This is a genomic window from Nitrobacter sp. JJSN, assembly GCF_051912485.1.
Taxonomy (GTDB): Bacteria; Pseudomonadota; Alphaproteobacteria; order Rhizobiales; family Xanthobacteraceae; genus Nitrobacter.
The window spans coordinates 3,332,567-3,346,000 of record NZ_CP196822.1 but is presented as its reverse complement, the minus strand read 5'-3'; the positions used below and the strand labels follow the sequence as shown (position 1 = coordinate 3,346,000).

13 protein-coding genes and 1 pseudogene are annotated in these 13,434 nt (G+C 62.5%); 3 read left to right on the top strand and 11 right to left on the bottom strand.

Features of this window, described 5'->3' with window-relative positions:
* Both ACSZOQ_RS16385 and ACSZOQ_RS16380 read right to left on the bottom strand, forming a co-directional pair.
* A complete protein-coding gene (locus tag ACSZOQ_RS16385) occupies nt 1-846 on the bottom strand; it encodes a C40 family peptidase (protein WP_439923487.1) in 846 nt (281 codons plus the stop codon).
* Nucleotides 839-2,221 carry a leucyl aminopeptidase family protein gene (locus ACSZOQ_RS16380; protein WP_439923486.1) on the bottom strand — a complete coding sequence of 461 codons (1,383 nt, stop codon included), beginning with the start codon at nt 2,219-2,221 and terminating at the stop codon, nt 839-841. Before ACSZOQ_RS16380 ends, ACSZOQ_RS16385 begins: the two co-directional genes overlap by 8 nt.
* A gap of 150 nt (nt 2,222-2,371) precedes the next feature.
* On the opposite strand from ACSZOQ_RS16380, the gene ACSZOQ_RS16375 reads away from it, so the two are divergent.
* A complete protein-coding gene (locus ACSZOQ_RS16375) occupies nt 2,372-3,181 on the top strand; it encodes a tetratricopeptide repeat protein (RefSeq protein ID WP_439923485.1) in 810 nt (269 codons plus the stop codon).
* A gap of 78 nt (nt 3,182-3,259) precedes the next feature.
* Here the strand turns inward: ACSZOQ_RS16375 and ACSZOQ_RS16370 are convergent.
* From ACSZOQ_RS16370 to ACSZOQ_RS16330, 9 genes and pseudogenes are all read right to left on the bottom strand, one after another.
* A pseudogene (locus tag ACSZOQ_RS16370) lies at nt 3,260-4,238 on the bottom strand (type II secretion system F family protein).
* A gap of 9 nt (nt 4,239-4,247) precedes the next feature.
* Entirely contained in the window at nt 4,248-5,222 is a 975-nt protein-coding gene (locus ACSZOQ_RS16365; protein WP_439923484.1) for a type II secretion system F family protein, read from the bottom strand.
* A gap of 12 nt (nt 5,223-5,234) precedes the next feature.
* Nucleotides 5,235-6,704, bottom strand: coding sequence for a CpaF family protein (locus ACSZOQ_RS16360; RefSeq protein WP_439923483.1), 1,470 nt, complete (start codon nt 6,702-6,704; stop codon nt 5,235-5,237).
* 21 nt (nt 6,705-6,725) lie between these two features.
* The gene (locus ACSZOQ_RS16355; protein WP_439923482.1) at nt 6,726-7,994 is read right to left on the bottom strand and encodes an AAA family ATPase; all 1,269 of its coding nucleotides are present in this window, start codon (nt 7,992-7,994) and stop codon (nt 6,726-6,728) included.
* Nucleotides 7,991-8,731, bottom strand: a complete 741-nt coding sequence (locus ACSZOQ_RS16350) for a CpaD family pilus assembly protein (protein WP_439923481.1) — start codon at nt 8,729-8,731, stop codon at nt 7,991-7,993. The genes ACSZOQ_RS16355 and ACSZOQ_RS16350 overlap by 4 nt, the downstream gene beginning before the upstream one ends.
* Before the next feature lie 21 nt (nt 8,732-8,752).
* The gene (locus tag ACSZOQ_RS16345; protein ID WP_439923480.1) at nt 8,753-10,231 is read right to left on the bottom strand and encodes a type II and III secretion system protein family protein; all 1,479 of its coding nucleotides are present in this window, start codon (nt 10,229-10,231) and stop codon (nt 8,753-8,755) included.
* 14 nt (nt 10,232-10,245) lie between these two features.
* The gene (cpaB, locus tag ACSZOQ_RS16340; RefSeq protein ID WP_439923479.1) at nt 10,246-11,025 is read right to left on the bottom strand and encodes a Flp pilus assembly protein CpaB; all 780 of its coding nucleotides are present in this window, start codon (nt 11,023-11,025) and stop codon (nt 10,246-10,248) included.
* A 124-nt stretch (nt 11,026-11,149) separates the two neighbouring features.
* Nucleotides 11,150-11,674, bottom strand: a complete 525-nt coding sequence (locus ACSZOQ_RS16335; RefSeq protein WP_439923478.1) for an A24 family peptidase — start codon at nt 11,672-11,674, stop codon at nt 11,150-11,152.
* Between the two features lie 320 nt (nt 11,675-11,994).
* The gene (locus tag ACSZOQ_RS16330; protein WP_439923477.1) at nt 11,995-12,165 is read right to left on the bottom strand and encodes a Flp family type IVb pilin; all 171 of its coding nucleotides are present in this window, start codon (nt 12,163-12,165) and stop codon (nt 11,995-11,997) included.
* 361 nt (nt 12,166-12,526) lie between these two features.
* Here ACSZOQ_RS16330 and ACSZOQ_RS16325 point away from each other — a divergent pair, with 361 nt between their 5' ends.
* Together ACSZOQ_RS16325 and ACSZOQ_RS16320 are read left to right on the top strand one after the other, a co-directional pair.
* A complete protein-coding gene (locus tag ACSZOQ_RS16325) occupies nt 12,527-12,787 on the top strand; it encodes a hypothetical protein (protein WP_439923476.1) in 261 nt (86 codons plus the stop codon).
* Nucleotides 12,788-12,936: 149 nt separating this feature from the next.
* Nucleotides 12,937-13,428 (top strand): pilus assembly protein N-terminal domain-containing protein, encoded by a 492-nt coding sequence (locus ACSZOQ_RS16320; protein WP_439923475.1) that lies wholly within the window; start codon nt 12,937-12,939, stop codon nt 13,426-13,428.
* The last annotated feature ends 6 nt before the right edge of the window (nt 13,429-13,434 follow it).

Here is a 13,434-nt window from a genome sequence, read left to right as displayed (position 1 = left end):
CTAACCCAGCCGCTTCACACTGGTCACGGCGCTGCCTGCGGCGTTGATGCGGGCCATCGCCTCGTCAATGCGCTCAATGGCTGTTGCCATGTGATGCGCGTTGGCGTGGACGAGCGTGGTCGCGTCCCGGACGATGGCGACGTGTCCTTTCCAGAACATCAGATCGCCGCGCTGCGGCTGCTGTGCCTCCGCCGGAGATAGCGTGCGGCCCAGGGCTTGCTCCTGCATGTCGCTGTCGCGCGGGCATGCGATGCCGGATGCGATGAGCGCCACCTGCACAAGGCCCGAGCAGTCGATGCCGAGGCTGGTCTTGCCGCCCCACAGATACGGCGTTCCGATAAACATTTCGGCGACCGCGACGAAGTCTGTTGCGATGTATTCGAGCGGGGCGACATGGATGGCGGGTATGTAGAGATCGCCGGCGGCGACGGCAAAGACGCTGGCATGGCGCTGGACCGTCAGCCTCGCGCCGAGCGACAGCGTTTCTACTGGCGGCAGTTTGATCGAGGGCCCGGGAAACGCAAACGTCCGCAGCGCGGTGATCTTGTGCGTCGGTGCTGCGCCGGGCCTTGCGAGCGCGCGGCTGGGCAGCCAGCCGACATAGCCGTCGCTGTTCAACTGGCCCCAGGCCCAGCCCTCGGCGCTGTGGTCGTAGACCGTGACGCGCTCGCCGCGCAGCGCCTGGGTGTCGAGCATTGCATCGGGCGAAGGCTCGCGGCGCAGTGGTGCAATTGCGTCAGCGACCTCCCATTCCTCGCCATCGGCGAAGCGCGCCGCCTTGATCTTGCCTTTGAGGTACCGGGCGGCGACCTCCGGCCGGGCCGGTGTAAGACGCGGATCATCCATAGCGTTCGCTCAGCAACCGGTAGATCGCCCGCGCGGCCTGGCATTCTCCGCCTTCGGGGCGCGCTGGCTTCGCCGTTGGCGTCCAGCCGTAGATATCGACATGAAGCCAGCTCTTTGCCGCTTCGACAAAACGTTGCAGGAACAGTGCGCAGACGACCGAGCCAGCAAAGCCGCCCGACGGCGCGTTGTTGATGTCGGCGACCTTGGAATCGAGCCACGCATCGTAAGCGGGCCATAGCGGCATCCGCCATAGCGGATCGTTCTCGGCCTGCGCGCAGCGCGCGACATCGAGCGCCAGTCCGTCATCGCTCGTATAGAACGGCGGAACGTCCGGTCCCAGTGCCACGCGCGCCGCGCCGGTGAGCGTCCCCAGATCGATCAGAAGATCGGGTTTGTCTTCATCGGCCAGCGCCAGCGCGTCGGCGAGGACCAGCCGGCCCTCGGCGTCGGTGTTGCCGATTTCGACCGTCGGTCCCTTCCGCGACGGAAAGATATCGAGCGGCCGGAAAGCATTGCCGGCCACGGCGTTCTCGACCGCCGGGATCAGCACGCGCAGCCGAACCCTCAGCTTCGCATCCATGACCATCAGCGCCAAAGCCAGCACGTTGGCTGCGCCACCCATGTCCTTCTTCATGATCTGCATGCCGCTGGCGGGTTTGAGATCGACGCCGCCGGTATCGAAGCAGACGCCTTTCCCGACTAGCGTAACTTTCGGGTGCGTGGGATCGCCCCAGGCAATATCGATCAGGCGCGGCGCGCGCGGCGAGGCCATTCCGACCGCATGGATCAGCGGAAAATTTCGCTGCTTCAGATCGTCACCGACGATGCAGCTGAATTCCGCGCCGAAACGCTGCGCAAGATTCCGGGCTGTGGCCGCAAGCTCCTCCGGTCCCATATCGTTGGCGGGCGTATTGATGAGGTCGCGGGCAAGCGTCGCCGCTTCCGCCATCCGCGAGACCGCCGCGATGTCGACGGCGTCGGGTGGCACCAGCCGCGCTTTTGGTGCATCAGCCTTGCGGTAGCGGTCGAAGCGGTAGCTGCCGAGCGCAAAAGCCAGCACCGCGAGATGCAAATCGTGCGGCGCATTGGCGAAACGAAATGTCCCGGTGGGCAATAGTGTCGGCAGCTTGCCCGGAAGAAAGGGATCGCGTGACCGCTCCGATGCATCGCCAAGTCCGAAGAGAACGTGTGCCACGTCGCCGCTCGCTGCAGGCAGCGCGAGGTACTGCCCCGGCTTCGCCGTAAAGTCGCTCGCCTCGGCAAACCGGCGGGCGGGACCATCGAGCGTTGCATCCATCGCTTCCCACGCAGCCTTCGTCACAAAGGTGATCGGAATGGCCTCCTCGGCCGGCGCGGTCGCAAACGCGGGATGCATGGCTGTCTCGATCTCTCGGTTTGATGAGGAGAGTTTAACGGGAGGAGGCGCGGGTGTCAGGGCAGAGTAGTTAACCAGACGTTAGGGTTAACAGTCTATTGCTGAAACCGTCCAGCCTCCCGATCGGCCAGCAATTACGAGTAGGTGCCCATGCGTCAGCAGTCGTGTCTCGCCAGGCTTCTCGCATCCGCAGCCGTGACGGCGATGCTGGCGACTGGACTCGGCGGCTGTCAAACCGCGGGCATGCCTGACATCACTGGCTCGCTGGGCGCAAAGGCGAAGGCAAATCTCGAGTCCGATCCTCATCGCGACGCCGAAGTCTATGGCGAGCGATTTCGCGCCAACCCCAAGGACCCCGATGTGGCCCTGAAATACGGACAGGCATTGCGCGCCATCGGGCAGCGTGCCCAGGCCGTCGCGGTGCTGGAACGCGCCGCGATCCTGAATCCGGGCAACAAGGCCGTGCTTGCCGGCTGGGGGCGGGCGCTCGCCGATAACGGCCAGTCACAGCAGGCCTTCGATGTCCTCGGTCGGGCGCACACGCCGGCAAATCCGGACTGGCGGATTCTCTCGGTCCAGGGGACCGCGCTCGACAAGCTCGGCCGTCACGACGATGCACGCCGCTATTACGCGAGCGCGCTCAGGATCATGCCCGACGAGCCCTCGGTGTTGTCCAATCTGGGCATGTCGTATGTCCTGACCAAGGATCTTGCAAAAGCCGAGGAGGTGTTGCGTCGTGCTTACGTCAGCGCCCGGGCCGACAGCCGGATCCGGCAGAACCTGGCGCTGGTTGTCGGCTTGCAAGGCCGGTTCGACGAGGCTGAGAGCATCGTTAAGGCCGATCTGCCCGCCGACGAGGCCGAGGCAAACGTCGCCTATCTGAAGCAGATGCTCGGGCGCAGCGCCAACGCGCGGTCCGGTGCGGCAGATGTTCCCGGCCAGGATTCCCGCAGGTCATGAAGACCTCATGGGACCTGAAACTCAGGCGGTGGCCTGAGTAATCGCCCGCCGTGTCCCCTGTGCCGCAATTTCTTTGCCTCAATGCATATGGGCCGCGATCTTGATGCCCGACGGTCCCAGGATGACCACGAACAGCACGGGCAGGAAGAACACGATCATCGGAACTGTCAGCTTGGGCGGCAGGGCGGCCGCCTTCTTCTCGGCCTCCGACATGCGCATGTCGCGGTTTTCCTGCGCCATCACGCGAAGGCTTTGCGCGAGCGGAGTGCCGTATCGCTCCGACTGCTGGAGCGCGAGGCATAACGGATTTCACGCCCTCGAGCCCCGTGCGTTTCGCCAGATTCTCGTAGGCGACCTTGCGGTCCTGAAGGTACGACAGTTCGGCCGTGGTCAGCGTGAACTCCTCGGCCAGTGCGACCGACTGGCTGCCGATTTCCGTGCTGACCTTGCGAAACGCGACTTCGATGGACATGCCGGATTCAATGCAGATCAGCAGCAGATCGAGCGCGTCCGGAAAAGCCCGCTTGATTGAAAGCTGGCGCTTGGCAATGGCGTTTTTCAGAAACAGCATTGGCGCCTGCAAGCCCAAGAACGCGGCGCCGATGCATATGCCGGCCTTGATCGGAGTGGATTGCTGCATGTGAGACAGCAGAAAAACATAGACGGTCGCGCCGATCAACATCACGATCGGGGTGATCATGCGGAAGAACAGGAACGTGACGTAAGGAGCGTGTCCGCGATATCCTGCCATGACGAGCTTCTCGCGCGCGGCCTCCTGAGCCACCCATTTGCCGAGATTGAGGTCTTCCACGATCCTCGAGACGAACTGCTTCGGAGCCTGACGAAGCGAGACTTTTTCGGATTTCGCGAGCCGCTCGCGCTCGCGCTGCCGGATGCGCTCGCGTTCGCTGGCGACGGCCTTCATCCGCTTCGTGAGGCCTTCCGCCGCGAAAAACGGCGTGACCAGCGTATAGACAGTTGCGCTGGCGGCGATGGCGGCGAGAACCATCGTCATGAACTGCGGATCGTGGAATTTCTCGATCAGGAGGTCGAGCATGTTGCACCGTCAGAAGTCGAAGTTGATCATTTTCTTCATCACGAAGATGCCGGCCGACATCCACAATGCGCTACCGGCCAGCATCAGCCGCCCGGTCGGATGGGTCCACAGCAGCGCGATGTAGTCCGGCGTCGACAGATAGACGAGCAGCATGACGATCGGAGGCAGCGCGCCGATGATGGCGGCGGACGCCTTGGCTTCCATCGACATGGCCTGGATTTTCTCGGCCATCTTCTTGCGGTCGCGCAGCACCTTCGACAGGTTGCCGAGAGCTTCCGACAGATTGCCGCCGGATTTCTGCTGGATCGAGATCACGATGCCGAAGAAGTTCGCTTCGGGAAGCGGCATCCGCTCGTATAGCCGCGAACAGGCTTCGCCTAGCGGCATGCCGATCGCCTGCGTCTCGATGATCGCGGCGAATTCGCTTTTCAGCGGCTCCGACGAGTCGGCCGCCACCACCTTGATGGATTCGAACAGCGGCAGGCCGGCCTTGATGCCACGGACGATCACATCCACTGCATCGGGAAGACCGCGCAGAAACGCCTTCTCGCGGCGCTTCTTGAGGAAGCTGAGCAGCCAGCGCGGCAAACCGAAGCCCGCCGCGAATGCGAGCCCGAGGGCGGCGATCGGCCCGGCTCCCGAGAGTATCGGAACCGCAAAACAGACCACGGCGAAAATGCCGGAGACGATCAGAAACTTCTTCTTCGACCAGGATAGGCCTGCCTGCGTGATTCGGTTGCTGAGCGTGACCTTGCTGTCGCGCTTGCTGCGTTGCTCAATCTCCCGTAGCGATCCCTCGACCTGCTCGCGGCGCGAGCGCTGGGCTCTGTCGACCTGGCGGACCGCCGGCGCCGTCCGCGCGAACGCGGCACGGCGCTTCTCAGTCTTCGTCTCGCCCGACATCGTCGGATACAGGAATACCCATGCGATGCCGCCCACCGCGGTTGCAGCCATGAATGCCAGTGCGAGGGTCTGCAAGTTCATGGGCGCGCGTCCTCAGATCTCGACCTTGACTTCCGCCGCATCGAGCGCCGCTGCGAGCCGCTTCTCTTCGTTATAGTACCGAGCGCGTTCCCAGAATCGCGGCCGGCCGATCCCCGTTGAACGGTGTCGGCCCACCACGTTTCCGTTGGCGTCCTCGCCAAGCAGATCATAGACGAAGATGTCTTGGGTAATGATGGTGTCGCCTTCCATCCCCATCACTTCCGTGATGTGGGTAATGCGGCGAGAGCCGTCGCGCAGACGGGCGGCCTGGACGATGATATCAATTGAGGCGCAGATCATCTCGCGGATGGTGCGGGAAGGCAGCGAAAAGCCGCCCATCGTGATCATGGACTCGCAGCGCGACAGCGCCTCGCGCGGGTTGTTCGCGTGCAGCGTACCCATCGAGCCGTCATGACCAGTGTTCATGGCCTGCAGCAGGTCGAATGCCTCGGGTCCGCGAACCTCGCCGACGATGATGCGCTCCGGGCGCATACGCAGGCAGTTGCGGACCAGTTCGCGCATTGTGATCTGGCCCTCGCCCTCGATATTGGGTGGGCGGGTTTCGAGCCGCACGACGTGCGGCTGCTGCAACTGAAGCTCCGCGGCGTCTTCGCAGGTGATGACGCGCTCGTCGTGGTCAATATAGTTCGTAAGGCAATTCAGCAGCGTGGTCTTGCCGGAGCCGGTTCCCCCTGAGATCAGCACATTGGCGCGGCAGCGTCCGATGATCTGGAGGATCGTGCCGCCGTCCGGCGTAATGGCGCCGAACTTGACCAGCTGATCGAGAGTCAGCTTGTCCTTCCTGAACTTACGGATGGTCAGTGCGGGCCCGTCGATCGCCAGTGGCGGAACGATAGCGTTGACGCGGGATCCGTCGGCGAGACGCGCATCGCAGATTGGCGAGGATTCGTCGACCCGGCGGCCGACCTGGCTGACGATCCGCTGGCAGATGTTCAGCAATTGCTGGTTGTCGCGGAACCGGATTCCGGTTCGCTGGATCTTTCCGCCGACTTCGATGAAGACCGTCCCGGCGCCGTTGACCATGATATCCGCGATGTCGTCGCGCGAAAGCAGAGGCTCGAGCGGACCGTAGCCGAGAACGTCGTTGCAGATGTCATCGAGCAGCTCTTCCTGCTCAGCGATCGACATCACGATATTCTTGATCGCGATGATTTCGTTGACGATGTCGCGGATTTCTTCGCGCGCGGATTCGCCGTCGAGCTTGGCAAGCTGGGCGAGATCGATCGCCTCGATCAGGGCGCCGAAAATCGTCGCCTTGACCTGGTAATAGGTCTCGGACCGGCGGGCATCGATGGTCGGGGTCTGCGGCACGGGGCGCGCCGGCGCCATTGGGGGAGACGAAACGATCGGCGAAGCGATCTCCGTGGGCGCACGCGCGCTCTGGGCGGCCGGCGTGGCCTCCAGCGTCAGGCCTCCTGGCTTCCGGGCCTCGTTCTCTGGTCCGCTACGCTTGCCAAACACGACGGTACTCCACGCGATGACTTATCTTGCCCGCAACTTCTCGATGAATGGAGGCAGAAACGATTTCCGCGGCTTCTTCGCCTCGCCGCGGCCGGTCAGGCGCTGCGCGATCTGCAGGAACATTTCCGTGACGCGGTGGTTCGCCGCGATTTCGGCGATCATCTGGCCGTTATTTGCGGCCGACCCAAACATCTGCGGTTCGAACGGGATGCTGACGATCGGCTGGCTTTCAATGGCCTTGGCGAATTCGTTGGCACTGATCTCGGGCCGCTTCGGAACGCCGACCTGGTTTAGGCAATACAGCGGAGGCCGGTCGTTCGGCCGTGCCACCTTGAGCAGATCGAACAGGTTTTTCGTATTGCGAAGGTTGGCGAGATCGGGCGTCGCGACGATGAGGATGTCGTCCGCAGCAATCAGGGCCCGTTTGGTCCAGCCGGACCATTGATGCGGGATATCGAGCACGATGCAGGGCATCGTCGCCCGCAGGGTATCGAGAATCGAATCGAACGCTTCCGCTCCGAAGTCATAGACGCGGTCCAGCGTCGCCGGCGCGGCGAGCAGGCTCAGATGATCGGTGCATTTCGACAACAGGCGATCGACGAACGCCGTGTCGATGCGATCGGGCGAAAAGACGGCATCGGCGATGCCTTGCGGCGGGTCCTGGTTAAAATCCAGCCCGGCTGTGCCGAAGGCGAGGTCGAGGTCGGCGACGACGGAATCGAGCGCCAGATCGCGTGCAATCGCCCAGGCGACATTATGGGCAATCGTCGACGCGCCGACGCCACCCTTGGCGCCGGCAACGGCGATGACCCGGCCGACCGCTTTCGCTTCAGGAGCTGAAAACAGTCCGCAAACCGAGCGTACGATGGCGAGGGCGGTAACCGGCGCGATGACGTAGTCGCTGACGCCACGCTTGACCAATTCGCGATACAAGCTGACGTCGTTGACGTGGCCGATCACGACGACCCGCGTGCCTGCGTCGCACACGGTTGCAAGCTGATCGAGCGCTGCCAGGATGTCGCCGCGCTCTTCGGCTTCGAGAATGATGACGTTCGGTGTCGGCGCCGAACGATAGGCCTCCGCGGCAGCGGTCATGCCGCCCATCTGGATCTTGAGGTGGGCCTTGGCCAGCCGGCGATCCTCGCCGGCCGATTGCACGGCCGTAGCTGTTTCCTTCGTCTCGCAAAAGGCCTGCACCGAGACGCGCGGCGCCGGCGCGACATGATCGTCGGCCTTCGGCGGAGGGGAGACGGTTGGCTCTTCTGCGTCCTGACGAGCGTAACTGATCATTTGCCTGTGTCGCTGAGTTTGGCCTTGTCGGCTTCGGGATAATTGGTGGTTGTGGTGGTGCCCTTGCGATATTTCTCGAAACCTTCGGTGCGGCGGGCGGTGTAGGGCGGAGTTTCCGGCCGCGGCTGCACGAGGTCCGAGGGATTGTCGATCATTGATGCGAGGTTGCGCTGGGTGGCGCACCCGAAATTCCAGTACGGCTTGTTGTCGAGATAACCCTTGTTCTTGATTGAAGGGCCGAGATCCTCAGGCCAGACCCCGCAGGGGCCCGCCACGGCCGCGATTCGCGGATAGGTCAGACGAATGGTTGCGAACAATCGCGGGTCGGCGGGATGGTAATTCCGGACGATAATTCCGCGCGGCGGTACGCCGGCGGCCACCAACAGCGAGCGCACTTCCCTGAATGAATCGGCGGCGGTCCGGGCGTTGCTGGTGCCTGCCGGAACCTCGGCGACAATGGCACCGGTACCCTCGCGGAGCCAGATGCTCGCAAGCCCGATGACATCGGCGCGCTGCGATGCCGACAGGCCGCCTCGCGTGTTGCCGACGAAGATGTTTACGGTTCGGTTGGCTTCCTGGATCGCGATGGGATGCCGCAAGCGATAATCGTTCGGGATGCTCGCGGTGGTGTCCTCCTGGCTCGTATGAGTGCAGGCGCCCAGTGCGCCGGCCAGGCCGGCGACTAGGACAGCTACGCGAAGACTGCGGTAGCGTTCGGCGGAATCTGCGGATGTCATCGTTTCGTTCCTTGCCCCGCCTCAGTCGGTGATGAAGCCATAGGTGCCGCGATAATTGCGTGCGGGCTCGGCGCGGCCCGGCGCGCCGTAGATGCGATTGATGCTGCCCAGCAGGTCGGCCTGCGGATCCGACGCATCGGCGAACCCGTCGTCGGGCCGCGAGAGCTCCTTCTGCGCGACCGCGCGCACGACGTAGGGTGTCACCAGGACCATCAACTCGGTCTGCCCGTTGACATAGTCGCGGCTGCGGAACAGCGATCCGAGCACCGGCAATTGCGTGAGACCAGGCAATCCGTTGACGGCCTGCTTGGTCTGCTCCTGGATCAGGCCGGCCATGGCCATCGAGCCGCCGGAGGGAATTTCCAGCGTCGTTTCCGCTCGCCGGGTCTTGATCGACGGCACCGTCAGCGAGTTGCCGACCGCCTGGGTCAGGGTAATGGCGTTTTCGTTCGACAATTCCGACACCTCGGTCATCACCCGCAGGCTGATCCGGCCTTCGGTCAGCACCACCGGCGTGAAGTTCAGCGAGATGCCGAACTTCTTGAAGCTGATCTGGGTTGTGCAGACATGGGTGGTGGGATCGCAGGAATAGCCTGCTGGCACCGGAAACTCGCCACCTGAGATGAATGTCGCCGATTCACCCGATATGGCGGTCAGGTTCGGCTCCGCGAGCGTCCGGACCACGCCCGCGCTTTCCATGGCGCGGATAGTCGCGGTGACCGCGGGCACCGGGGTGCCGCCGACCATTGTCGAGCCGAATGATGCTGCCGCGCTGTTATTGGTCAGCGACCGGCCGAGGGCGGTGAACGGGTTTGCGTTGTTGAAATTCACGACCGCGGTGCCGTAGTTCATGCTGGCGCTGAGGTCGATGCCCAACTGCTTGATCACGGTGCGCGCCACTTCGGCGACCGTGACCTTGAGCATGACCTGGTCGCGCCCCCGCACGGCGATATTGTTGACAACCTTTTGCAGACCGCCCGCGAGGCGTGCGGCAAGATCGCCCGCCTGCTGCGCTTCAATCGGGCTCGACACCCAGCCGGAGAGCATGACTCCGTCGCCCAGGCCGTCGACCTTGATGCCGGAATTCGGCAAAAGCTGTTTGAGCGCGGTGCGCAAGCCGTTGAGATCGCGTGTGACCGCGATATCGTAGGCCGCAATCTGCTGGCCGTTGTTGTCAAAGAATATGATGTTGGTTTGGCCGACCGCGGCGCCGATGATGTAGGCGCGCTGCGCCGATCTCACCACGGCATTTGCGATCTTCGGGTCGGCGACCAGAACGTCCTTGACGTCGCTGGGCAGGTCCACCACGACGGACTTGCCGATGCCAAGTGACAGCGATTGCGCGTGCATTTTTGCGCCGGCCGTTGCAGCCGGCACGGGGTAATCGCTCGCGAACACTGGCGTTAGCGCCGGGTTCAGCGTGAAGGCGGCGATCGCCGCAAACGAGAGAGACCGCGTCACAAAGGCCTGCAACGGTGCCGGATTTGTCGTCCACTTCATGGCGGCGTCCTTGATTACCTTTGTACGGTGGTCTGGGTTGGAACGCCGTAACGAACGACATTGATGTTGTCGCGTTTTAGATCATCGTTGCTGTTTTCCGGAGCATTGGCGTCGGCGAGGCTGCGCAGCGCCAGCGACAGCGTTCCCATCTGGCGCGACCGCGCCAGCGTCTCCGCCTGCTCCGGTTTCAGTTCGAGCGTCGCAGTCTTGCCAACCACGACCTTCTGCCCATTCTTCTCCTCGATGGTCTGGTCGACCGCGAGAACACGCACGTTGCCGAGAATGGTCTCCGAATTGACGGAGTCGCTTGGATGGTCCGCGTTTTTTTCCCGCTTGGAGAGGATCACGTCGACGCGGTCATTGGGGAGAATGAAGCCACCGGCGCCGGTCTCTGGCGAAATTTCGGTCGAGATCGCGCGCATCCCGGTCGGCAGGATCGCGGCCATGAATCCGGATCCTTTCGCGCTGACCAGCTTGGGTTCGCGAATGGGTTCGCCCGCGATGAAGGGGGAGCGGGCGATCGATCCCGCCAGTTGCGTGGTGGCCTCAGGACGCTGGTCGCGGCGAATGAAACTGTTGCTGGCGGAATCTGCCGGCCAGGCCTGCCACGCCACGTCGTTCGCGGTCACCTCTTGTCCGAGCTGAATGTCCGACTTTGCAACCAGAACGTCCACAGTCTGGATCTGCGCAGTCTGAACGGGTGGCGGCTTTTTGTCGGATCCGCTCGCGAGATAGGCGGCGAGGCCACCGGCACCGACGGCGATGGCCAGGACGACAATGCGTGCGCTATTCATACGCTTCACTTTCCCAGTTACGGCGCGGCGCTTGCGTCGCCGTACCGCGAGTTGACCATTTATTCGTCAAAGCATGGTTAATGACGCGTATCCAAATCGCGTTAATGAGATCTTTCTTGCGCGGTCATTGAAGCGCGAAGCGCGCCAGGTCGACCACCCGGACCCAGTCGGTCTCCGGATAGATCAGCAGAGCGCCAAGCGAGAGCGCGATACCATAGGGAATTCCGGCGTTCCGGCCGTGCAGCCGGAGGAGCCAGTCTTGATTGCAAAACAGCACTGGCAGAGGCCATTGTCGGAACTCCAGCAGCAGCAGCGTCAGGACGCCACCGAACAGGGAGGCATAGACCAGATATTCCAGCAGATGTCCGAAGCCGAACCAGAGGGCGGATGCCGCGGCCACCTTTGCGTCGCCGCCGCCGATCCAGCCCATCGCAAAGCAGGTAAACGATAGCGCCAGCACGATGGCGCCGGCCGCGATATGCTGACCGATCTCGGTCGGCCCCATGCCGGAGGCGACCGCGAGCACGAAGAAACCGGCGATCAGCAGTAACGATACCCGGTTGGAAATCGTCATGGTCAGGAGATCGCTGGAGGCCGCGAATGCCATCAGGGTCGGAAACAACAGAAGCCGGAGGATGTCGAGGATCATGGTGCTGTCCGTGTCGCGCGTTCGTGGTGCGGAACGCTAACCGACGAACAATGAACAATCGCGAAATGAGCGCGACGTTTCACAAGAAGCTGATGACCCGGATCAGAAGGGTGGTCGACGCAAGCGCGAGTGCCATGCAGACGCTTTGGAGAACCTGTCGTGTCCGCTCGCCGTCAGGCGCTGGAGATAGTTCTGGATGGGCGACCTTCAACGGAGCCATTCCGATTCACTCGAATTGTCGCCTCGGTTCGGTGCGACCGGAAGCGAAAAAGGGTCCCGGGTTGCCGGGACCCTTCCGTAGCAAAACGAAAAGCTGACGATTAGGGGGTGGTCAGCTTGGTGTTCACGTTGGTGAACACGCCGTTCAGCGTACCGCCGAGCGTCTGGACGGCGACGATGATCGCGACGGAGATGCCAGCGGCGATCAGGCCGTATTCGATCGCGGTCGCGCCGGACTCGTCCTTAGCAAAACGCTTGACCAGATTCTTCATAGAAAACTCCCTGTATTCACGTGGCTGTCGAAACTGCACCTGGTCCTAACGGCGTTCTCAGCACCGTGACCATGGCACCACCGTAGCTAGGAGAAATTGCAGCGCAGTTAATTCGATTGCAGAAACCCAGCTGTAACAGGCTGTTCTTTCTCACAGTAAATTTAGATTTAAGTAGATGCGTAGGGTTGCGTTGTTGAGATCGTCCCGGGCCCTTCCTTCACGGAGGCGTTTTCAACATCCGCGCCTCCCCAAGCAAGCAGCTACAAAGCCACTCTGACCTGCGGACTCTCCGAGTGCTTCAGTTGCTGGACCAGACCGACATCAAGGTGGTGGCTAACCTATAACCATTGTCCATTGTCTTGTGTTGTCGGATCACTGGAGCTCCCGCTGTTTCACGGCGGCCGCTTCTGAGAAATACCACGCCGTTCATCGCTCGTCGGATGACCATGACCTCGACTGGATTTCGTCGGCACGGCTCGTCGAAACCCTCGCGCTGGATGTCCTCCTGCTTACCGGGGCCTTTTCGCTTGGGACCTTCCTGATCGGCACCTTCCGCATACCGGGGATTGCTGCCAGCCAGGGAACCGACGATCCGGAATTTCCCACCCAAATCGCGGGCTAATACTCTACCCGTTCGAGAAAGAGACCACCGGAAACCCCCAGCGGGTCTGCGTTTGCAGTTCGTTCATCAATTAACGGCAGATTTGCCATGTCGGGTGCCGGCACCCTGGCGTATCGCTTTGCCGGCTCATGTGCGTCCGGAGTATAAGTATGTGGTTCAAGTCCCTGCGCGGCCGTTCGCGTGCTTCGGTCATCGGCCTGTCGCTTGCAACGGCGATTTTGATTTGTCCGGCGGCGGCTCTCGCCGAGGTGACAAGCGATCCGATCTCGGTCAATGTGGACCAGGCGAAGCTGGTGAAGCTACCGGGACATATCGCAACGATCGTGGTCGGTAACCCGCTGATTGCGGATGTCACGCTGCAGCCCGGCGGCCTTGTGGTCGTGACCGGAAAGGGCTACGGCGCAACCAACGTGATTGCGATGGATCGCGCCGGAAGCGTCCTCGTGGATCGCATCATTCAGGTCGAGGGGCCGAGCGATCAGGTGGTGACGGTCTATCGCGGTGTGGAGCGTGAGTCGTATAGCTGTATGCCGATTTGTCAGAAGCGGATCACCCTCGGGGACGGCGCCACCTACTTCAAGGCCACAATGGACCAGGCCAGCAATCTGAGCTCACAGGCCGGCGGCGCGTCCTCAAAATAATAGTGC